Annotated in this window: 21 protein-coding genes; 3 read left to right on the plus strand and 18 right to left on the minus strand. The window is 44.2% G+C overall.

Annotated features, from left to right (window positions below):
• Positions 1–3 precede the first annotated feature (3 nt).
• A complete protein-coding gene (locus J2S25_RS03560) occupies positions 4–366 on the minus strand; it encodes an Asp23/Gls24 family envelope stress response protein (RefSeq protein WP_044394325.1) in 363 nt (120 codons plus the stop codon).
• A 293-nt stretch (positions 367–659) separates the two neighbouring features.
• Here J2S25_RS03560 and rpmB point away from each other — a divergent pair, with 293 nt between their 5' ends.
• Positions 660–848: a 50S ribosomal protein L28 gene (rpmB, locus tag J2S25_RS03565; RefSeq protein ID WP_044394323.1), complete on the plus strand. Its 189-nt coding sequence runs from the start codon at positions 660–662 to the stop codon at positions 846–848.
• Between the two features lie 208 nt (positions 849–1056).
• On the opposite strand, the gene spoVM is transcribed toward rpmB, so the two are convergent.
• From spoVM to J2S25_RS03650, 17 genes are all read right to left on the minus strand, one after another.
• The gene (spoVM, locus tag J2S25_RS03570) at positions 1057–1137 is read right to left on the minus strand and encodes a stage V sporulation protein SpoVM (RefSeq protein ID WP_023614935.1); all 81 of its coding nucleotides are present in this window, start codon (positions 1135–1137) and stop codon (positions 1057–1059) included.
• Positions 1138–1273: 136 nt separating this feature from the next.
• Positions 1274–1921 (minus strand): thiamine diphosphokinase, encoded by a 648-nt coding sequence (locus tag J2S25_RS03575; protein WP_044394314.1) that lies wholly within the window; start codon positions 1919–1921, stop codon positions 1274–1276.
• A gap of 70 nt (positions 1922–1991) precedes the next feature.
• Positions 1992–2636 carry a ribulose-phosphate 3-epimerase gene (rpe, locus tag J2S25_RS03580; protein ID WP_044394313.1) on the minus strand — a complete coding sequence of 215 codons (645 nt, stop codon included), beginning with the start codon at positions 2634–2636 and terminating at the stop codon, positions 1992–1994.
• A gap of 2 nt (positions 2637–2638) precedes the next feature.
• Entirely contained in the window at positions 2639–3520 is an 882-nt protein-coding gene (gene rsgA, locus J2S25_RS03585; RefSeq protein WP_044394312.1) for a ribosome small subunit-dependent GTPase A, read from the minus strand.
• Between the two features lie 18 nt (positions 3521–3538).
• Positions 3539–5485, minus strand: a complete 1947-nt coding sequence (gene pknB, locus J2S25_RS03590; protein WP_044394311.1) for a Stk1 family PASTA domain-containing Ser/Thr kinase — start codon at positions 5483–5485, stop codon at positions 3539–3541.
• A gap of 5 nt (positions 5486–5490) precedes the next feature.
• Positions 5491–6243: a Stp1/IreP family PP2C-type Ser/Thr phosphatase gene (locus J2S25_RS03595; protein WP_044394310.1), complete on the minus strand. Its 753-nt coding sequence runs from the start codon at positions 6241–6243 to the stop codon at positions 5491–5493.
• Between the two features lie 4 nt (positions 6244–6247).
• Positions 6248–7339: a dual-specificity RNA methyltransferase RlmN gene (rlmN, locus tag J2S25_RS03600; protein WP_307191227.1), complete on the minus strand. Its 1092-nt coding sequence runs from the start codon at positions 7337–7339 to the stop codon at positions 6248–6250.
• Entirely contained in the window at positions 7339–8688 is a 1350-nt protein-coding gene (gene rsmB, locus J2S25_RS03605; protein ID WP_307191228.1) for a 16S rRNA (cytosine(967)-C(5))-methyltransferase RsmB, read from the minus strand. Before rsmB ends, rlmN begins: the two co-directional genes overlap by 1 nt.
• A gap of 1 nt (position 8689) precedes the next feature.
• On the minus strand, positions 8690–9634 hold the full coding sequence (fmt, locus tag J2S25_RS03610) for a methionyl-tRNA formyltransferase (protein WP_307191229.1): 945 nt from the start codon (positions 9632–9634) through the stop codon (positions 8690–8692).
• Entirely contained in the window at positions 9631–10116 is a 486-nt protein-coding gene (gene def / locus J2S25_RS03615; protein WP_044394305.1) for a peptide deformylase, read from the minus strand. The genes fmt and def overlap by 4 nt, the downstream gene beginning before the upstream one ends.
• 84 nt (positions 10117–10200) lie before the next feature.
• On the minus strand, positions 10201–12615 hold the full coding sequence (gene priA, locus J2S25_RS03620; protein WP_307191230.1) for a primosomal protein N': 2415 nt from the start codon (positions 12613–12615) through the stop codon (positions 10201–10203).
• A complete protein-coding gene (gene coaBC, locus J2S25_RS03625; protein WP_307191231.1) occupies positions 12612–13826 on the minus strand; it encodes a bifunctional phosphopantothenoylcysteine decarboxylase/phosphopantothenate--cysteine ligase CoaBC in 1215 nt (404 codons plus the stop codon). The genes priA and coaBC overlap by 4 nt, the downstream gene beginning before the upstream one ends.
• A 154-nt stretch (positions 13827–13980) precedes the next feature.
• Positions 13981–14205: a DNA-directed RNA polymerase subunit omega gene (gene rpoZ / locus J2S25_RS03630; RefSeq protein WP_044394302.1), complete on the minus strand. Its 225-nt coding sequence runs from the start codon at positions 14203–14205 to the stop codon at positions 13981–13983.
• On the minus strand, positions 14206–14820 hold the full coding sequence (gmk, locus tag J2S25_RS03635; RefSeq protein ID WP_044394342.1) for a guanylate kinase: 615 nt from the start codon (positions 14818–14820) through the stop codon (positions 14206–14208).
• A 9-nt stretch (positions 14821–14829) separates the two neighbouring features.
• Positions 14830–15093: an extracellular matrix/biofilm regulator RemA gene (remA, locus tag J2S25_RS03640; protein ID WP_044394301.1), complete on the minus strand. Its 264-nt coding sequence runs from the start codon at positions 15091–15093 to the stop codon at positions 14830–14832.
• A gap of 55 nt (positions 15094–15148) precedes the next feature.
• The gene (locus tag J2S25_RS03645) at positions 15149–16024 is read right to left on the minus strand and encodes a YicC/YloC family endoribonuclease (protein ID WP_307191232.1); all 876 of its coding nucleotides are present in this window, start codon (positions 16022–16024) and stop codon (positions 15149–15151) included.
• Positions 16025–16110: 86 nt separating this feature from the next.
• On the minus strand, positions 16111–18801 hold the full coding sequence (locus J2S25_RS03650; RefSeq protein WP_307191233.1) for a calcium-translocating P-type ATPase, SERCA-type: 2691 nt from the start codon (positions 18799–18801) through the stop codon (positions 16111–16113).
• A gap of 152 nt (positions 18802–18953) precedes the next feature.
• Between J2S25_RS03650 and J2S25_RS03655 the strand changes: the two genes are divergently transcribed.
• Both J2S25_RS03655 and J2S25_RS03660 read left to right on the plus strand, forming a co-directional pair.
• The gene (locus J2S25_RS03655; RefSeq protein ID WP_307191234.1) at positions 18954–19286 is read left to right on the plus strand and encodes a hypothetical protein; all 333 of its coding nucleotides are present in this window, start codon (positions 18954–18956) and stop codon (positions 19284–19286) included.
• Positions 19287–19640: 354 nt separating this feature from the next.
• Positions 19641–21350 (plus strand): Rqc2 family fibronectin-binding protein, encoded by a 1710-nt coding sequence (locus tag J2S25_RS03660; protein ID WP_044395443.1) that lies wholly within the window; start codon positions 19641–19643, stop codon positions 21348–21350.
• Positions 21351–21354 lie beyond the last annotated feature (4 nt).

Raw genomic sequence — 21354 nt, forward strand, 5'->3', positions numbered from 1 at the left:
CTCTTACGGGTTCGTTACACGAACTCCTTGAACGTAAATATTGACCGAGTCTACAGCCAGTCCGACTGTTTTATCAAGCGTGTACTTTACCTTTGACTGGACATTGTTAGCAACCTCGGAAATTTTCGTTCCATAGCTCACAATAATATACATATCAATATGTACTTCCTCATTTTCCTGGCGAACGATGACTCCACGTGTAAAATTCTCCTTACGCAGAATATCTGTTAATCCGTCCTTGATCTGATTCTTAGAAGCCATCCCGACAATCCCATAACAATCAACTGCTGCACCGCCCGCAATTGTTGCAATGACATCATTTGATATATCAATTTGTCCGTACTTCGTTTTTAGCTCGATGGACACGATTCGTTCCCCCTTTGGAAAAATAGCAGTATGCTACCGTTTATTTTACTATAAGCCAATCCATTTTTAAAGTTATTCTGTCCTTCCCTTTATTATTCAGCAAGAAATCAACCTATATGTCAAGGTTTTTTTCTTTATAGCTTTTGCCGGAAGTATTGCAAATGGGAAATTTCTATGATAAATTATTAAAGTATGTCAGAGAAAAGGTTATCCTATTTCAATTACCATTCTGACGATATGCAAATTATTGCAGAAATATAGTAACAGCTTTTGTCAGTTAGGAGGGAAATCATATGCCACGTAAATGTGTAGTAACTGGTAAATCAACTCATTCTGGGAACGCACGCTCCCACGCAATGAACGCAAATAAGCGTACATGGGGTGCTAACCTTCAAAAAGTTCGTATTCTCGTAGACGGTAAGCCGAAGCGTGTTTGGGTATCTGCAAGAGCTTTAAGATCAGGTAAAGTAGAACGCGTTTAAATCATTTAAAATCGCAGTTTTTCTGCTCGCTCCAGCAGCCAGCAGAAAAGTTGCATGGCATCCACTAGAGGATGCCTTTTTTATTTTTGTTCTTTTCCGCCGGCCGGTTGTGTTTATTTTTCCCAAATGAGGCCAAAATAATAGCACCCTGCCTAAAAGGATGCTAAAATCAACAATTTTTTTCTTTTATCTTTCAACTTTAGCCGCTTTAATCCTTTTTAAACGCTCCTAACATTGCCCGAACGAGTCCACCTAAAAATTTAGGCAGTTTGATTGTATAGAATCTCATACCGTCCCTCCTCACCATCTCTCGCCAAACCAGACTTCTTTCTACATCCCTATAGTATATTCAAGGGTATTTAAAATTTGCTCCTCCAGGGAAGAATTCCTCACACGGGAAGAACCCTGAGCTAAGTGCAGACATTTCAATCCCTGCTTCTTACAACTAATAATATGCCTTCGGAAAATGAAAAAGTACCATGACCTCTTATAAGTTCATTACTAATACATAGTGTCGACCCCAACGGAATATGACAATCATTTAATGGGTATTTAAAATTTTCAAGCGACAGTCCGGAGACAATCGGTGTAATGGGAAGGAAGGAGATATATTTAAAATTATCCATTGCTTGAACGGTGTAACTTCCAGGTGTCGTTACATACAAAATATTCTTTGTATCAATGATCTGGATGTGGACAGAAGTCTCCTCCTTAAGCGGTCTGACCAGAAGTTGGGTATTGGCCATGAAGTGATCAAGGCGTCCCCCTGTCGCCCCAAAAATGGAAATCGACTCTGGGTGCTGATCTAGTGCCCAATTTAGCGCAAGCTCCATGTCTGTCTCATCTTTTTCCGGTTTGAATTTCTTTAGATCAGCAACTGCCTTTTCAATGGACGCCATTTCTGCTTCGGAAACGGAGTCAAAATCCCCAAAAGCTGCGGCGGGTTTTACGCCTGCTTCCAATAAATAGAATACTCCGCGATCAATTCCAACCCAGATTGCGTTTTCCTCTTCATATTGATGGAAATCCGGTATAAGATTCTGTGGCCCACCGGCAACAAGGTTAATTTTCATGACAATAACACCTCTATCTTCTTTTTTGTTTATAGTAGGAAAGCCAGCCTTTCTTTAGGCTGGCTTTTCCTTATGGTCTTAAACTAGCGATTGCTGCTTCTCTGTCTTTGTTGTTGAAGACTGCCGAACCTGCGACCAGAACATTTGCCCCTGCTTCCACCACAAGCTTGGCTGTCTCCTCGTTCACTCCACCGTCGACCTCAATTTCCAGCTCTGGATGATACAAATCAGCCAGTTTCTTGACTTCTCTGATTTTTGGAAGGACAGAAGTTAGAAACTTCTGTCCGCCAAAACCAGGATTGACTGACATGAGCAGTACCATGTCAACATCCTCGATGATGTGCCTCAAATTTTCTACCGGTGTGGCAGGATTCAAAACGACACCTGCCTTTGCCCCTGTCGATTTAATCAATTGGATCGTCCGGTGAAGATGCCGGCACGCTTCCACATGAACGGTAATATAGTCAGCACCCGCGTTGGCAAATGCTTTGATATACTGATCCGGATTCTCGATCATTAGGTGAACATCAAGGGGAAGCTTTGTCACTGGCCTGATTGCTTCGACAAGCAGTGGCCCAATTGTAATATTTGGCACGAAATGGCCATCCATTACATCGACGTGAATATAATCGGCCCCGCCTCGCTCGACATCCTTTATTTCTTCGCCAAGTCGAGAAAAGTCTGCCGATAAAATGGAAGGTGCAATTTTAACCATGATCAATACCTCGGCTTTCTATCTTTTATTTCTAACAAAAAATCTTTGTAATGCTCATATCTGTACTCAGGTAGTGTACCTGACACGACTGCTGTTTTGACAGCACATTTAGGCTCAGCCATATGAAGACAGCCTCGAAATTTACAATCCTCACTAATTTGAGCGATATCAGGAAAGCATGCGTTCAATTCCTCGACCTCCAGATCGGTGAATTCCAGAGAACTGAAGCCCGGTGTATCAGCTACAAGACCGTTTTTAATCGAGAGTAACTCCACATGCCTTGTTGTATGCTTTCCTCGTCCAAGATGCGAGGAGATAACGTCCGTTTTCAAGTCGAGATCAGGTCTGATGGCATTGAGCAGAGACGACTTTCCAACACCAGACTGCCCTGCGAAAACAGATATCTTGCCTTCGATGTGGGGGCTTAACTTCTCAAGGCCCTCAGAAGTTTCTGAGGAAGTAAAAATGACTTCATATCCAGCATTTCGATAATCTCCTGCAAATCCATCAAGCCTTGATTTTTGCTCGTCATTCGTTAAATCCATTTTTGTAATGCAAATGATAGGCTTAATATGATTATATTCAACTAGGACAAGGAACCGATCAAGCAGTGCTGTACTGAATTCAGGCTCTACTGCCGAAAAAACAAGGATAGCCTGGTCCACGTTTGCAATTGGTGGACGAACAAGCTCATTTTTCCGTTCTTTCACTTCGAGGATATAGCCTTCTTTGTCATTTTCGGCTTGAAAAACCACCTCGTCGCCAACAAGGGGGGTAATTTTATTCTTACGGAAAATTCCTCTCCCGCGGCATTGAACTACCCCATTCTCATTGGAAACATAATAAAAACCGCTCAGCGCCTTGATAATTTTGCCCTCAGGCATAGCAACACTCCCTGTCTGTTAGTCTTCTGGATAATCAACGCTACCACTATCAAAAATCTCTCCATCCCGCAGGATTCGATACTCTCCCTTTTTGCCAGGCGCAATTAGGAAATCAAGACTCACCAATGTGTCCTCAGTGATGTCAATCGTGTTGACTGGAGTTTCATCGGTATGGTTTACGTCATTTATATAGATCGTGATCTTCTGTGGAACTCCTTCTTCTTTAGGCTGGTATGGTACTGTAATTTCAAGCGTTTTTTCTTTTGGAACAGGTTCTGGCCCTTTTGAAATTACAACGCTTACCTTACTTCCTGGCGGGAGCTCTGTTCCTGCTTCAGGGTTTTGGGAAATAACCAATCCAGCCGGTACTGTGTCATGAAACTCCTCCGAACTCTCTATTATAAGTCCGGTGGTGTCCGCATACAGATCGAGGTTTCGTTGATTGTATTCCTTTAAATTACCGAGAGGAACCAATTCTGGCCCAATACTGACTTTGAATTCTAATATGGTGTCTGCCGGAACGACAAATTCCCCGCCGGGAGGATATTGTTCCAGAATTGTACCAGGCTCGCTGTCGTCATGCTCTTCGGTTTTTTGGATGTCTTTAAAGCCTTTTCCTTCTAACAGTTTGACTACATCGTCGTAGTTCCTGTCGGTGTAATCCGACATTTCCAATTCTGCTTTTCCGGTACTGATATACAAGTCAATTTCATTTCCTTCTTTGATCATTTTACCAGCTTCCGGATTAGTTCTGATAACATTTCCTTCTTCAATTTCTTCATCGCTCACCTCTTTTTTGTCTCCAATAATAAAACCAGTGGACATGAGTTCAGCGACTGCTTTTTCTAGTTCCATGCCACTTACGTCCGGCACTTTCTTATCCTTTGGCCCAAACAGCTCTGGACCCAAAGTCACCATGACAATACCCGAAGTCAGGATGAGCAAAAACAGCACAGTTAAAATAACGGGCCATTTCTTTCTCCGGTTTTTTTTCTCTTTCGTTGCCTGTTCCAATGCATTTTGAGCATCTTTACGGATAATAGTTTCATCTGAATTATGATAAGGCCGGTCATTTGTAATAATAGGAATCGCTTTCGTAGCTTCATCATCCACCGGTATAATAAACCTGCCTTCGTTCAAACGGCTATCATCAAGCGATGTCCGTAAATCATCTTCCATTTCATCGACATTGTCGTATCGATGGAATGGATCCTTCGCAGTCGCCTTGAGCACGATATTTTCAACACTCTGGGGAATTTCCGGATTCCATCTTTTTAAAGATGGCGTTTCTGATTGAAGATGCTTCAATGCGATGGATACGGCCGATTCACCTGAAAAAGGGAGTCTGCCTGTAAGCAATTCAAACATAACGATCCCGATTGAATAAATATCTGATTTTTTATTTGCCATGCCGCCTCTGGCCTGTTCTGGTGACAGATAGTGCACAGACCCGAGCACCGAATTCGTCTGGGTAATACTCGTAGCGCTCAATGCCATTGCAATGCCAAAGTCCGTGATCTTAACCATCCCGTTTTTATCTATTAAAATATTATGTGGCTTGATATCACGATGAACAATGTGATTGTGATGAGCATGAGAGATTGCGGATGTCACCTGTTTCATTATCTCAAGAGCTTCCGTAACTGGAACTGGAGCATGGCGCTGTATGTATTGTTTCAGTGTCTGACCCTCGACATATTCCATTACAATATAATACAGTCCGTCCTCTTCTCCCACATCATATATACTAACGATGTTCGGATGGGTAAGGCTCGTTGCGGACTGAGCCTCTCTGTGGAATCTGCGAATGAATTCTTCGTCATTGGCAAAATCAAGACGAAGCATTTTGACTGCAACATCCCTGTCAAGGATCATATCATGCGCAAGATAGACATTTGCCATCCCGCCGCCGCCAATCATTCCCTTGATTTTATATCGACCGCTGATTCTTTTTCCGTTGATCATATTTTTCACCTGCCCTCGTTGAATTCCTGGTATTCGACGATTGCAAGAGTAATATTATCTTCGCCGCCATACTGATTGGCCATTTTGATAAATTCTTCGGCTTTCTCTTCCAGAGACAAATTAGTGTCAGAAAGGATGCTTGCCATTTCTTCCTGGCTGACTTTATTGGAAAGTCCGTCTGAACAAAGCAACAGCACATCCTCTTCTTCAAATATGATCGTCTTAATGTCCATCTCCACTAATTCTTCGGTTCCAAGGGCTCTTAAGAGCACATTTTTACGCGGATGATGCTCTGCATCTTCCTTTGAAATTTGTCCAGAACGAACGAGTTCATTGACAAGAGAATGGTCTTCCGTTAACTGTTTGAACCCTGATTCATTCCGCAAATAACAGCGGCTGTCACCGATGTTCACCACTGTTGCGAACAGATTCGTACAGATGGAGGCGACAATTGTCGTGCCCATGCCTTCACATTCTGTATGATGCAAGGAATGCTGGAAAATTTCTTGATTAACCTGCACTACCGCTTCCCGCAGCCATTGTTCTGCTTCTTCTGCTGTATGTATTCTTGTTGACTTTTCCCAGAGCAGTTTTAAATGCTGGGTTGTCATTTCACTAGCTACGTCTCCTGCACGGTGGCCGCCCATGCCATCTGCTACGATGGCAAGGCGCTGTCCGTGAGGGTTCATAAAGATGCCGCCATTGTCTTCATTATGCAGGCGGATTTTTCCCCTGTCTGTCATGAAAACAGCCTTCATCTTGTCACCTCGTCTCTTCTTTTCTTTCTTTTGCCCGAAGTTGTCCGCAAGCTGCTTCAATGTCATGCCCTTGTTCTCTTCTTATTGTCACATTCACTCCGAGGTCGCGAAGGGTGCGTTCAAATTGAAAGATCTGTCTCTTAGGTGTTCTTACGTAATCACGTTCAGGTACGTAATTTACGGGAATCAAATTGATATGGCATTTCAATCCTTTTACGAGCTGGGCAAGCTCCTCCGCATGCTCCACCTGATCATTCACTCCGCCAAATAGCCCATATTCAAAACTAATTCTGCGACCTGTTTTGTTCACATAATAGCGGACCGCATCCATTAAATCGGGAAGCTTATAGGCTCGGTTGATTGGCATCAATCTGCTGCGCAACTCCGTATTTGGAGCATGCAGAGAAATCGCAAAGTTAATCTGCATATTTTCATCAGCAAATTGGTAAATCCTCGGTATGATACCACTTGTTGAAACGGTAATATGACGAGCGCCGATATTCATGCCTTTCTCATGATTCATGATTTTTAGGAAGGCAAGCATATGGTCATAGTTATCAAATGGTTCACCGATTCCCATGATGACAATGGAGCTCACTCTCTCATCTGTTTCATCGAGAGTTTGTTGTACTTTTACGACCTGGGCAACAATTTCTCCTGCCTCGAGGTTCCTTTTTAACCCTCCAAGTGTAGAAGCGCAAAAAGTACAGCCAATTCGGCAGCCAACCTGAGTAGTGACGCAAACTGAATTTCCATATTCATGTCTCATAAGCACGGTTTCGATTGAAACCCCATCATGCAGTTCAAACAGGAACTTGATTGTTCCGTCAGATGATGTTTGCTGGATGATCGTATGGAGTGTTGTCAGCACAAAATGCTGTTCCAATTTGTCCCGTAAAGACTTTGAAAGATTCGACATATCCTCGAACGATGCTGCTCTTTTTTTGTAAAGCCAGTCATAAATCTGTTCCGCCCTAAAAGGCTTTTCGTCTTGCTCCTTCAGCCAGTCTCTCCATTCATTCAGTTGAAGGGAATAAATGGATCTCTTGACTGTTGCTTCTGTCGCTATAGTTCCTGTTGTTTTTTCCTGTTTCATTATTCTACCTTCTTTCTCAAACACGCAATGTAAAACCCATCAGAGCCAAAGTCCTGAGGAAGGATTTGAACCTCGAAGTCATTGATCAATGGCCTGATTGCCTCTGGCATTCTTTCTGCAAGTGTTGGATCTCCCGAGAATTCAGGATGCTTGCGCAAAAATATGTCTATCACTTCCTGATTTTCTTCCCGATCCACTGTGCATGTACTATAAACAAGCGTACCTTCCTCTTTCAGCAATGGCGCTACTGATTCTAGAAGGCTTAGCTGAATGGCTTTCAGCTGACTGAGATCCTGTTCTTTCTTCGTGTATTTCATGTCAGGCTTTCGTCTCATTACACCTAGTCCTGAACAGGGGGCATCGAGTAAAATACGGTCCATCGATTTATGCTGAAATTTTTGCGCCGCCTCTCGGCTATCCATTTTTTGCGCCTCGATATTTCCTAGCCCAAGTCGTTCAGCCGTTTGGGAAATCAGCTTCACCTTATGTTCGTGAAGGTCTAGGGAGATTACTTTGCCGCTATTTCCAAGCTTTTCTGCAATATGAGTTGATTTCCCCCCAGGGGCAGCACATGCATCGAGGATGATCTCTTCTTCCTCTATTCCAAGTGCGTGGGCAACTAGCATAGAACTCTCATCCTGAATTGTCAATAAACCATAATGAAATGCTTTGGAAGAGGCGAGATTGCCGCGGAGGCATTTAATGGCTTCCGGCAGGATTGGGCTTGGTTCCACTTCAAAGCCTTCTTCCTCGAGCAACGCTAGGCACTCCTCACGGGAAATCCTTGTCAAATTGACTCTTCCTGTCTGCAGGGGAACAGTCAAATTCACTTCACACATTTCCCTTGTCTTTTCTATCCCAAACTGGACGACCCATCTCCTGACTAACCATAATGGATGGCTAGTCTCAATGGAAATTCTTTCTGCAGGATCGATTATCGTAGCAAGTTGAGGAAGTCCGTTTCGCTGAATGCTGCGAAGAACACCGTTCACCAGGCTCGCAATGCCTTTGTGTCCGCGCCGCTTCGAAATTTCAACTGCTTCAAAAATTGCTGCTCTATCTGGTATTTTATCTAAATACACCATTTGATAAACGGTCATGCGAAGTAAATTGACGACCCATGTTTGCAATTTCTTATTTTTCTCGATAAATGGCTTAAGGTAGAAATCAAGGGTCATTTTGCGCTGTAAAGTCCCATAAACTAATTCAGTCAGCAAGCCGATATCAATTGCACTAATTTCATTTGTTTTTATTGCATTATTTAGAAGCAAATTGCTGTAAGCCTGGTTCTTTTCAACCGTTTCCAGGAGTTGCAATGCGGCATCCCTGACATTTTTCTTTTTGCTCATGTTAATCTCCTAACTTTACGCCGGGCTCTAAGTTCGCCCCTGCCCCCAACAGAAATTGCCTAGCGTCCATCTTTTTCTTGCCAGATGGCTGGAGCTCGGTAATCTTAATCGCAATATCATCTCCAGTTGCCACTATAAAACCGTCGTCTTCCAGTCTGACGATGGTACCCGCTTGCTCACTTCCTTTGTAGTTCGTCCTTAAAGAACTCCATATCTTCATTACTGCCCCATCCATTGTCGTATAAGCAACCGGCCATGGATTCATGCCGCGGATATGGTTGTAGATAGCGTTTCCTGATTTGGTCCAATCAATTTTCTCCTGTTCCCGCTTGATATTCCAGGCAAAAGTCGCTTCGTCTTCCTTTTGCGGGATCGGAGTAATTTCTCCGCGTACTAGCTTCGGAATCGTCTCAGATAAGAGGTCCGCCCCGGCAACGCTCATTTTATCATGCAAAGACCCTACCGTATCTGTTTCTGTGATGGGAACTTCCACTTGTGCCAGAATATCCCCTGCATCCAGCTTTTCAACCATATACATAATCGTAATTCCCGTTTTCTCTTTTCCCTCTATGATCGCATAATGGATTGGTGCTCCGCCTCGCAGTTCTGGCAATAGCGAAGCATGGACATTAATACAGCCCATCTTTGGTGCTTTTAACAGCTGATTTGGCAATATTTGTCCAAAGGCAGCAGTGACGATTAAATCTGGTTCAAGGGCAAAGATTTTCTCCAGTTCTTCCTTTTGACGGATTTTTTCCGGCTGGTAAACAGGGATGCCATGCTTCAGCGCTTCTGTTTTTACCGGCGGCGCAGTCAGTAGTCGCTTTCTGCCAACAGGGCGATCAGGCTGTGTGACCACACCGACTACCTCATAGCCTTCCACAACTAGCCTTCGCAAAATCGGTACGGAAAAGTCCGGAGTTCCCATAAATACAATTCTTGTCATTCCTGGTTCAACTCCTCTAAGTCAGCTTCTTCCATATATTTCAACACTTTCGTGGTAAACAACACACCGTGCAGATGATCGATTTCATGCAGAATCGCCCTTGCTAAAAACTCCTCTGCTTCGATTTCAAATGTCTGTCCTTTCCGGTTTTGTGCCCTCACCTTCACATAATTAGGCCGGGTTACCTCTCCGTATACTCCCGGAAAGCTCAAGCACCCTTCTGGCCCGGTCTGCTCCCCGCTAGTTTCAAGAACCACTGGGTTGATCAGCTCCATTGTGCCATGCTCATCGTCAATATCGACAATCGCAATCTGTTTCTTTATATTAATTTGTGGAGCGGCAAGGCCGACTCCATCAAACTCGATCATTGTCTCGTACATATCATCCAGCAGTTTGGAAAGCTTTTTATCGAATAACGTGACTGTTTCGCACTCCTGCTCCAATATTTCTGCTGGGAAGATTACTATTTTTCTTACTGCCAAAATAAATCCTCCAAAAATTCCATTTGCATTATTAGCTTGTTCCAACAGCCTTAGCTGTAAACTTTCCTGTTTTCATAAAAAGCACTACATCATAATATAAGGATTCAGGTCAACGGAAATCTGCAGCCCGCCTGATCCCATTTCCTGCTGATAATGCTCCAGTATCGATTTTAACGCAGTGCTTAGTTCTGGCTCCTTTTTGTATTTTATCAAACATTGATAGCGATATCTATCATTGATGCGAGGGATCGGCGACGCAACCGGTCCGAGCACTACTGCATCCTTAGATAGTCTGGAATGAATAAATTGGGCAATTTTCTCGGTAACCGCTACTGCCTTCATCAATTCTTCATGACTGACTGTCACAAGCGATAAATAATAAAACGGAGGATATTGATGACCCTTTCGCATCAACATCTCCTGCTGATAAAATCGGTCGTAATCCTGGGTTCCTGCCAGCTCCACACTATAATGTTCGGGGGAATAAGTCTGGATAACTACCTCACCCGGAAGCTTATGCCTTCCAGCACGACCGCTGACCTGAGTCAAAAGCTGAAATGTTTTTTCTGAAGATCGAAAATCCGGGAGGTTCAGCATCGTGTCTGCCGAAAGTACACCTACAAGCGTTATGTTCGGAAAGTCTAGCCCTTTGGCAATCATTTGCGTCCCCAACAAAATATCGGCTTGTCCATCCTGGAATGCATTCAACAGTCTTTCGTGTGACCCTTTCCGTCCAGTCGTATCCACATCCATCCTGATAATCCGAGCTTCTGGGATCAGTTTGAGCAGCTCTTCCTCCACTTTTTGGGTTCCGGTGCCGAAATAACGGATATGCTCACTATGGCATTCAGGACACACAGTCGGTACCTTGTCTTCATACCCGCAATAATGGCATTTCATCTGTTCATTATATCGATGGTAGGTCAGTGTAATGTCGCAATGTGGACAATTCATCACGTAACCGCAATCGCGGCACATAACAAAAGAAGAATGGCCGCGCTTATTTAAAAACAGGACCATCTGTTCTTTTTTTTCAAGCCGGTCCTTTATTTTTTCAAACAGCCTTACCGAAAACATCGAGCGATTTCCAGACCGAAGTTCTTCCCGCATATCGACAATCTCAACTGCAGGCAACGCTTGATTGTTCATCCTTTTTGGAAGAGACAGCAAGGTATATCGCCCCTTTTGCGCTCTGGCGAAGGATTCAAGTGACGGTGTTGCGCTGCCGAGAACGACCGGACACGCAAATGTTTTAGCCCTTTGAATCGCAACATCCCTGGCATGATAGCGTGGGTTTTCTTCCTGTTTGTAGCTTGTTTCATGCTCTTCATCAATGATGATAATGCCAATGTTCTCGAATGGAGCAAAAATGGCTGACCGTGCTCCTACGACTACTTTGACTTCTTTGCGTTGAATTTTCCGCCACTCATCATATTTCTCCCCTGCCGATAGGCCGCTGTGCATCACGGCAACGAGATCACCGAACCGCTCCTTGAACCGGGTGACCATTTGCGGGGTCAATGATATTTCTGGCACTAGCACAATTGCTTCTTTTCCTTTGCGCAAGACTTCCTGGATCGACTGAAGGTAGATTTCCGTTTTGCCGCTGCCTGTTACTCCATATAATAGGAAGACTTCATGCTGCTCCGTTTCAATCGAAGAAAGTATCGGTCTGATTGCAGTTTCCTGCTCAACCGTCAGCTTAAGGGAAACTCTCTTTTCAAATTTTCTTTCCGAATAAGGGTCTCTGTAGACTTCCAACTCTTCCGTCTTCACGATTCCCTTCTTCAAAAGTGACTGAACGGTTGCTTGAGAGATTCCTAAAGTCGTCAAAAGCAGGCGCTGTTCCACGGGCTCAGGATGTTCCAGGAAGAAATCAATGACTGCTTGCTGTCCAGATGCCTGTGAGGGAAGCTCTGTTCTTGCTGCTTGCAGCTGCTCTGTTTCCAACGCAGGAGAAATATGCTTAAGCATTTTTTTGCGCACCCTGTCCTTCACCTGATAGACAACCTCGACCCTGCCGGCGGCTGCCTCCTTCTGCAGTTTCTGAACAAGCCCCTTTGCAACTGCATCGTCCCACTTTATCTCTCGATGATCTAAAAACAAATCGACCAGATCATTTGGTAATTCACTTTTTTCTGTCCCCTTCGAAAGAACAAGCTTCTTTTCGTATTTTGCCTTTAGCGCAGCTGGAAGCATCGCTTGGTAAACTGAAATTTTATAGCTTAATGTGTGTTCTGTCAGCCACGCCCCAAGAAGCAGCAGTTCCTCATTCAATACCGGGGTTAAATCCAGTGGTTCAATGATGGAACGCAGCTTAGCGAAGCTTGACTGATCTTTTAGCTCTGTAACAAATCCCTGGATTTTCCGTGGACCAAAAGGAACGATGACCCTTGTTCCAGGTTTAATGACGTCCAGGAACTTATCAGGAATTTTATAGTCAAATGTTTTATCCGTCTGCTTGGCAGGTACATCGACAATAACACCCGCTATATTCATAGGCTATCATCCCGTTTTAAAAGTAGACTGACTTCCGAGAGGATCCGCCGGGCAACCTCCGTTTTGGCCATGAGAGGTAGTTCGAGCTTGCTGCCGTCTTTTTTGTAGATAGTAACTATATTAGTATCCACACCAAATCCGGCCCCTTTCTGTTTTACGTCGTTGGCAATGATGAGATCAGCATTTTTCCTGGCGAGCTTGCCTATAGCATGTTTTTCGATCTCAGTGGTTTCAGCTGCGAAGCCAACGATGACTTGATGAGCCTCTTTTCTTTTTCCTAGTTCAAAAAGGATATCTTTCGTCCGTTCAAGCTCAAGTGCCTGTTCACCTTCTTTTTTCTTCATCTTATCTTTCTGGATATATTTAGGCCGGTAATCTGCGACAGCAGCGGTTCCGATCAAAGCATCTGCTTTCGCGAAATACTCAAGTGCAGCACGGTACATTTCTTCGGCGCTTTCTACCTCTATTAGCTCCGCCCCTTTTGGCGGAGCAAGCGATACCGGACCAGAAACAAGGATGACCTTCGCCCCCATCCTTACCGCTTCCTCGGCAATCGCATACCCCATTTTTCCAGTTGAATGGTTGGTGAGAAACCGGATTGGATCGATTTTTTCCCTTGTAGGCCCGGCAGTGATCAAAACCGTTTTTCCTGAAAGCCCCCAGTTTTTGGTTCGGAAAAATTGGCTGACTTTCTCTACAATTGTCTCTGGTTCCTCTAGGCGGCCTTTCCCTGTGTATCCACAGGCCAGATAGCCTTCACTTGGTTCAATGAATTCGTAATCGAAGCCCCTAAGAGTTTCGATATTTTTCGTCACAGCTGGGTGTTGATACATATGCACATTCATAGCCGGTGCTATCCACACGGGGGCAACAGCGGCAAGCAATGTTGTGGAGATCATCGTGTCGGCAATTCCGTTCGCAAGCTTGCCAATGATATTGGCAGTGGCCGGTGCAACGAGGATTAAATCCGCCCAATCCGCCAGGTGGATATGTGCAATCTTTTGCGGGTTTTTTTCATCAAATGTATCGGTATACACCTCACTCCGGGACAATGCCTGGAATGTGAGCGGAGTAACAAATTTTGCTGCTGATTCACTCAGGATTACTTTTACCTCTGCGCCAGCCTGAGTCAGCTTGCTTGTCAGCGCCGCGCTTTTATATACAGCAATCCCCCCAGTGACGCACAATAGAATCTTTTTTCCGTTCAGCATGTCAGAGTACCCCCATTTTAACTAGATACTATCATTATGATTGAACTATACCATTTTTTCGCAGAATAATCATGGCAGAGGGATGATATATTCCTTGCATACTTCCTAAACAACAAAAAATAACAACCCAATAAAAAAGGTTGTTATCACGGTGTTATTCGTTGATATTCAACTCTTCATGACTTCCGGCTGTTTTGAAGTGAAGTTTATCAGCGTTGATTTCTTCTAGCGCTTTCCCAACAAATTTTTTGGAAATGTATTTTTCGAGTTTCGGATCATAATGAACCTGCATGCTGCGTGCGCGTTTGGCCGCAACTGACACTAAAGAATATTTCGAATCAATTTTAGTCATTAAAGAATCAATAGATGGATACAGCATTTAATCTACCTCCAGCATTTTTTTATAGCGGTGTTGCACCCGTTCTCTGCGGCAGTGCTCAGCTATGACAATCGATTTGATGCGCCCTGCCGCTCTTTCAACTTGGTCGTTTTCCACAACATAATCATATAATTCCATCATCTCAAGCTCTTCCCTTGCCGCTTTCATTCTGCCTTTGATGATATCCTCTGTTTCCGTCCCCCTGGTAACAATTCGGTTTTCCAGCTCTAAAAGGCTAGGCGGAGCTAGGAAAATGAACAGTCCTTCAGGAAATTTCCTTCTTACCTGGCTCGCTCCCTGAACTTCAATTTCAAGGAAAACATCCTTCCCCGCATCAAGCGTTGCGCGGACGTACTCGACAGGTGTTCCATAGTAATTGCCTACAAATTCTGCATACTCGAGCAGTTGGTCGTCCCTGATCATCTCTTCAAATTCTTCCCTTGTTTTAAAGAAATAATCTACTCCATTCCGTTCTCCTTCACGAGGAAGCCGGGTGGTTGCTGAAACGGAATATTCGAAAGCGGTATCCGGCTGGGAAAATAATTCTTTCCGAACCGTTCCTTTGCCGACCCCGGATGGTCCTGAAAGTACAATTAACAATCCTTTTTCCTGCATGAACACGTCCTACCCTTCATCCAAAATATCCTCTCGATCAATCAAACGGTTTGCCACTGTTTCCGGCTGTACCGCAGAAAGAATGACATGGTCGCTGTCCATCACGATGACAGCCCTGGTTCGCCTTCCATATGTTGCATCTATTAACGATCCTCGGTCCCGTGCATCCTGGATAATCCGTTTGATCGGAGCTGATTCAGGACTTACGATAGAAATGATTCTATTAGCAGAAACTATATTGCCGAAGCCTATATTAATAAGCTTAATTGCCATGATGGTCCCCCAATCATCAGTTAATTATTTTGGCCCTTAACGGCGCCTTCTAAACTCACTCCATATTTTGCACTTGTTCCTTAACCTTTTCAAGGAGGCTTTTCATCTCGACAACTTCCCTGGCAATTCTAGCATCGTTTGCTTTGGAGCCAATCGTGTTAACTTCGCGATTCATTTCCTGCAGGAGAAAATCCAATTTCCTTCCAAGAGGTTCGTCCGCTTTCAAAATTTCATTGAATTGGCTCACATGACTTTCAAGGCGGGCAATTTCCTCACTGATGTCGGCTTTATCAGCAAAAAAAGCGGCTTCTGTCATGAACCTGTCATCCGCTGCATTGGCTTCCATGAGGTCAGCTAGCTTTTTTCTAAGCCTTTCACGATACTGCTCCACAACATCTGGGGCAAGTTGTTTTACATGGGAAAGATGCTTTAACACCTGATCTATATATTTCAAGACATCCCTTTGAAGAGCTTGACCTTCTAATCTGCGCATTTCGACTAGCTTTAAACCCGCCTCTTCCACTGCAGTTAGCACAAGCGTATCCAACTCATCATTATCGGTTTCCTTTTCTTCAATGTGAACAATATCATCCCTGTTGACAATATCTCGGATTTCCAAATCTCCCGCTAAACTGTACCTGTTTTTAATCGCGGATATGTTATCAACAAATTCGTCAAGGGCTTCCCAGTCAATATGTACTCTTCGGCTGACGATCCCTTCTCCCTCCAAAGTGACAAAAACTTCGACTCTTCCTCTTTTAATGTGTTCGCCAAGTTTTTTTTTAATTTTTTCTTCGGTTTTGAGAAGCTGTCTCGGCAATCGAATATGGAATTCACAAAAACGGTGATTGACCGTTTTTACTTCCACCGTTACCGTGCAACGTTCCGTTGCTGCCTTGCTCCTTCCAAACCCAGTCATACTGACGATCATTCCAGACACATCCAATCTGTCCATATGGAACAGGAACTATATGTAAAAAAAGAAAGGCAATAGAGGCTTCTCTATTACCTAACGGATTATATCATATTTCTCTTTGTTTTTCTTGCATAAAATGTTCCGGCAAGCAAAAAGGTTGGAATGGCAGATAAGCCTATTATCAGCAGCCAGTCAATCAGCAGAATCGGGACGGTATGGAATATTGGCTGCAAGGCAGGAGAATAAATGACTACCAAAACCAACATCAGCGAGGAAAGTACTGCCCAAACCAAATATTTATTTCCAAATGGATTACGAGCAAAGATCGATTTTTCACTCCTGCAGTCAAACACATGGATTAGCTGTGCCACGACAAGCGTTGCGAAGGCAATCGTCTGTGCATACATAAGATCCTCAGGATTTCTTTGATAAATAACGATGAATGCGATCAACGTCATCAAGCCGATCAAGAAACCCCGCGAAACGACCTTCCAGCCTAATCCGCGAGAGAAGACACTTTCCTTAGGATGTCGCGGCCCCCTCTTCATCACATCGTCTTCCGCGTTATCAAGCCCTAAAGCCATTGCAGGCAAGCCATCTGTAACCAAATTTACCCAGAGAATTTGAATCGGAACGAGCGGGAGCGGCAATCCAAGAATCATTGCAAAAAGCATAACCAATATTTCACCTACATTTGAGGCAAGAAGGTAGCGAATAAACTTCCTAATATTTTCATAGATATTCCGACCTTCTTTGATGGCTGCTTTAATCGTCGCGAAATTATCGTCAAGAAGTACTAGAGACGAGGCTTCTTTCGCGACGTCGGTGCCTGTAATCCCCATCGCCACCCCGATATCGGCCGCTTTGATGGCCGGAGCATCATTCACTCCATCCCCTGTCATCGCGACGATATGTCCTCTGTTTTGCAATGCGTTAACGATTTTCATTTTATGCTCAGGAGACACTCTGGCAAAAACAGAAACATCGTCTACACAATCCTCCAGTTCTGAGACGGACATCGTAGCTAACGTATTTCCTTCTATCACTTTGCTGCCTTTTGTTAAAATTCCCAATTGTTTGGCGATAGCCTTCGCGGTGATGACATGGTCACCGGTAATCATGATTGTTTTGATTCCAGCATCTCTGCATTCCTTTACGGCTGTTTTCACTTCAGGGCGAGGCGGATCGATCATTCCTTGCAGCCCGATGAATATCAGATCTTGTTCCGCTTCCTCTTCACTTAGGATCATCGTTCCTTGTGGAATTGGCTTGAAGGCGATCGCAATGGTTCTTAATGCATTTCCTGCTAGCTCGTCAATCGCCTCCTGGACATTTGCGGTTAGCTCTTTCGTTAACCGCTGCTGCTTTTCATTCCAGAGGATGGATTTACTTAATCCGATCAAAACATCGGGTGCTCCCTTAACGACAGCAAACTTTCTTCCTACTTTATCTTTTACGATCATACTCATCATTTTCCGCTTCGAATCAAACGGAAATTCGTTGACAATTTCAAATTGCTCGAGCAAGACATTTTTCCGAAATCCTGCTTTCATCGCGGCAACTAGCAATGCCCCTTCAGTTGGATCACCATCGATAGAATACTCTCCTTCTTTTTCTATCATTTCGGCATGATTGCACAGCATTCCAAAGGTTAGCAGCTGTTGAAGTGATTTTTCACTCTTTGGATGAATGATTATGTCTTTATCAAAAAATGAACCTGTAGGAGAATAGCCTACCCCATCTACTCTCCATGTTTTGTTGCCGCTCCATAAATGGGTTACCGTCATTTTGTTTTGAGTCATCGTTCCTGTTTTATCCGAGCATATGACAGATGCACATCCAAGTGTCTCCACAGCAGGCAATTTTCGAACGATTGCATTCTTCTTGATCATTCTCTGGACACCCAGGGACAACGCAACGGTGACGATGGCCGGAAGTCCTTCTGGAATGGCTGCTACGGCAAGGCTGACTCCTGAAAGGAACATAGTGTACAGATCTTGGCCTTGGAGGACTCCAATCCCAACAACCAGCAATGTTAGGAATAGTGCGGCGATAATGAGGATTTTCCCTAACTGTTCCAGTCTGCGCTGAAGAGGTGTTTCCTGGACTTCAGCGGTTTGCAGCAAGTCGGCAATTTGCCCCATCGCTGTTTTCATTCCCGTAGCGATGACCACTCCCATACCGCTTCCTCTTGTGACCATTGTGCCCATGAACGCCATATTTTCCATATCACCAAGTCCAAGATTCGGGATCTTTAATGGTTGGGTGTTTTTTTGAACCGGCAATGATTCTCCAGTTAGTGCAGACTCTTCTATTTCAAGACTCCAGGCCTCAATCAACCGAATATCCGCACCAATTCTGTCCCCGCTTGAGAATTTCAGGACATCTCCAGGTACAATTTCCTTTGAAGGAATCTTCACCCATTCCCCGTCCCTTAATACATTGACTTGTGGAGCTGACAATTCCTTTAAGGCATCGAGTGATTTCTCTGCCTTCCTTTCCTGGAAAAAACCTAAGATGCCATTCACCAATACGATGGCAATGATCGCGATTGCATCGATCATCTCACCAAGAAGACCAGATATTAATGTTGCTGCCAATAGGACAAGCACCATAAAATCCTTGAATTGGCTGAAGAATAACAGCAGGGCGGATTGCTTCTCGCCTTCCGCCAAAGCATTATACCCATGCTGGTTAATTCTGCGTTTTACTTCCTTTTCATCCAATCCTTCTGTAAAATTTGTTCTTAAGGCATTTGCTATTTCTTGTACATTCATTTCATGGAACTTCATGGGGCCATCACACTTCCTCCTTGTTTGTCCTACTCTAAAGAAAGCTTATTCAGCCCTGTCCAAAAAAATGATAAGATGTTTATAGATATAAAAGCGAAGGCGACTTGGTCAGCCCCGACAAGCGTTGGAAGTCCGCCCAGTGAAGTCGCTCTTTGACTTCATTGGGCGGACCGAAACGTCTCGAGGGGCTAGGAGCCGCAGCTGGACAATATAAAAGCGAAGGCGACTTGGTCAGCCCCGACAAGCGTTGTCCGCCTAGGACGCCACGTCCTGTGGCTGGCGGATCTAGCACGTCCTGTGCCTCAGAAGTCCGCCCAGTGAAGTCGCTCTTTGACTTCATTGGGCGGACTGAAATCGAAATGTATAGCCAACTGCCCAGAAACACAGAAACTGGAGACTCCGACAAAGAAGCGCTTTTTGCTTCTGCCGGTGGAGTGGAAGTTTCGGAGTTTCTAGGAACACTAGACAAACGTCTCGAGGGCTAGCAGTCTGTCCAATAAAAATTTTTTAGCGTATAATTATGCGAGAACGCATCCATTTTATTGTATAAAAACATTCATTTTGAATAAAAATACGTGGATTTCACTCCGTCGGACAGACTCCTAGGAGCCGCAGCTGGACAATATAAAAGCGAAGGCGACTTGGTCAGCCCCGACAAGCGTTGTCCGCCTAGGACGCCACGTCCTGTGCCTCAGAGGGCCGTCCCAGTTTGAAGCGTGAAGGTATCTCGCTGACTCCAAATGGTATTGGTGACCTCTTTTTCGGAATTCAGCTGTTTTTGGGCTCCAATATTGCTTTTACCACGACATGCCAGATAAATAGAAAAGGATGTAATTTATATGTCATTTGACGGATTGTTTACTAGAGCAACTACACATGAGCTTTCCTCCTTGCTTAAAGGAGGCAGAATCAATAAAATCCACCAGCCCTATAAAAACGAAATCATTCTTGCTTTGAGGGCAAATGGGATCAACTATAAGCTGCTGCTCTCGGCTCATCCGAGCTATGCAAGGGTTCAGATCACCAATGAGCAATATGATAATCCAAACGAGCCGCCCATGTTCTGCATGCTTTTGCGCAAGCATCTTGAAGGCTTTATAATTGAAGATATCAGGCAGTCTGGACTCGACCGGATGATTATTTTTGAGGTGAAAGGCCGGAATGAACTTGGCGATATTTCATCTAAAATCCTAATTGTCGAAATCATGGGACGCCACAGCAATATCATTGTCGTAGATAAGAACCGGAACGTTATTCTCGACAGCATTAAGCATATTTCATCCGCGATCAATTCGCACCGGGCGATCTTGCCTGGCCAGGAATACATCCTGCCTCCTCAACAGGACAAACTAAATCCTCTTGAGGCTGAGGAAGATGATGTCCTCCGTGTGGTTGATTTCAACGCTGGAAAAATCGATAAGCAGCTGGTTGCAAATTTTGCCGGGATATCACCTGTACTAGCTAGAGAGATTATCTTCAAGGCAGGGCTTGTCAACCGGACTACTCTCCCTAAAGCCTTTGTAACGATGATGGAAGCGATAAAAGGACATCACTACAAGCCGACGGTAACATACGGAAGCAATAAGGAGGCGTTTTATATGCTTCCACTGGAACATTTACAGGGAGAAACAAAATCGTTCGATACACTGAGTCAGCTTCTTGACCGTTTTTATTTTGGAAAAGCGGAGCGCGACAGAGTCAAACAGCACGGAAATGACTTGGAACGTTTGCTTTCGAACGAAAAAGAAAAGAACGAAAAGAAAATTAAGAAGCTGGAAGCTACCCTGGAGGATGCGAAGAAGGCAGAACAGCACAAGCTTTACGGAGAATTGCTGACTGCAAATATTTTTAAAGTCAACAAGGGCAGGAAAGAAATCTCGGTCGAAAATTATTATGAGGAAAACGGGGCTACCGTGACCATCCCATTGGACCCGCGGAAAACTCCATCTGAGAATGCGCAAAAATATTTCACAAAGTACCAGAAGGCAAAGAACTCCATTGCTATTGTAAAGAAGCAAATTCAACTCGCTCAGGACGAGGTTGTCTACTTTGACTCCCTGTTGCAGCAGGTAGAAGCTGCTTCACCAAAAGATATTGAAGAAATAAGGGAAGAATTGATCGAGGGTGGGTATATCCGGGCTCGACAGAAAAAGGGCAATAAGAAGAAACAAAACCTAAAACCCGTCCTTGAAAAATATCGTGCAACTGACGGGACAGAAATTCTGGTCGGAAAAAACAATAAACAAAATGATTATTTAACAAACAAAGTAGCTGGCCGCGATGAAATCTGGCTGCACACAAAGGATATTCCCGGGTCTCATGTCGTGATTCGAAGCAAGGAACCCGCAGAAGATGTGATCAAGGAAGCCGCACAAATTGCTGCTTATTTCAGTAAAGCCAGAAATTCAAGCTCAGTTCCGGTCGATTTTACCCGGGTTCGCCATGTAAAGAAGCCAGCCGGCGCTAAACCTGGTTTTGTCATTTATGAACAGCAGCAGACCGTTTATGTAACACCGGATGAAGATGTGATCTTGAAGCTAAAACGATAAACCA

The sequence above is a fragment of the Mesobacillus stamsii genome, assembly GCF_030814065.1.
In the GTDB taxonomy this organism is placed as follows: domain Bacteria; phylum Bacillota; class Bacilli; order Bacillales; family Cytobacillaceae; genus Mesobacillus; species Mesobacillus stamsii.

Coding starts and splice junctions, on each gene's coding strand:
- rpmB (WP_044394323.1), top strand. CDS start 660: ATGCCACGTAAATGTGTAGTAACTGGTAAATCAACTCATTCTGGGAAC.
- spoVM (WP_023614935.1), bottom strand. CDS start 1,137: ATGAGATTCTATACAATCAAACTGCCTAAATTTTTAGGTGGACTCGTT.
- J2S25_RS03575 (WP_044394314.1), bottom strand. CDS start 1,921: ATGAAAATTAACCTTGTTGCCGGTGGGCCACAGAATCTTATACCGGAT.
- rpe (WP_044394313.1), bottom strand. CDS start 2,636: ATGGTTAAAATTGCACCTTCCATTTTATCGGCAGACTTTTCTCGACTT.
- rsgA (WP_044394312.1), bottom strand. CDS start 3,520: ATGCCTGAGGGCAAAATTATCAAGGCGCTGAGCGGTTTTTATTATGTT.
- pknB (WP_044394311.1), bottom strand. CDS start 5,485: ATGATCAACGGAAAAAGAATCAGCGGTCGATATAAAATCAAGGGAATG.
- J2S25_RS03595 (WP_044394310.1), bottom strand. CDS start 6,243: ATGAAGGCTGTTTTCATGACAGACAGGGGAAAAATCCGCCTGCATAAT.
- rlmN (WP_307191227.1), bottom strand. CDS start 7,339: ATGAAACAGGAAAAAACAACAGGAACTATAGCGACAGAAGCAACAGTC.
- rsmB (WP_307191228.1), bottom strand. CDS start 8,688: ATGAGCAAAAAGAAAAATGTCAGGGATGCCGCATTGCAACTCCTGGAA.
- fmt (WP_307191229.1), bottom strand. CDS start 9,634: ATGACAAGAATTGTATTTATGGGAACTCCGGACTTTTCCGTACCGATT.
- priA (WP_307191230.1), bottom strand. CDS start 12,615: ATGAATATAGCGGGTGTTATTGTCGATGTACCTGCCAAGCAGACGGAT.
- coaBC (WP_307191231.1), bottom strand. CDS start 13,826: ATGCTGAACGGAAAAAAGATTCTATTGTGCGTCACTGGGGGGATTGCT.
- rpoZ (WP_044394302.1), bottom strand. CDS start 14,205: ATGCTGTATCCATCTATTGATTCTTTAATGACTAAAATTGATTCGAAA.
- gmk (WP_044394342.1), bottom strand. CDS start 14,820: ATGCAGGAAAAAGGATTGTTAATTGTACTTTCAGGACCATCCGGGGTC.
- remA (WP_044394301.1), bottom strand. CDS start 15,093: ATGGCAATTAAGCTTATTAATATAGGCTTCGGCAATATAGTTTCTGCT.
- J2S25_RS03645 (WP_307191232.1), bottom strand. CDS start 16,024: ATGATCGTCAGTATGACTGGGTTTGGAAGGAGCAAGGCAGCAACGGAA.
- J2S25_RS03650 (WP_307191233.1), bottom strand. CDS start 18,801: ATGAAGTTCCATGAAATGAATGTACAAGAAATAGCAAATGCCTTAAGA.
- J2S25_RS03660 (WP_044395443.1), top strand. CDS start 19,641: ATGTCATTTGACGGATTGTTTACTAGAGCAACTACACATGAGCTTTCC.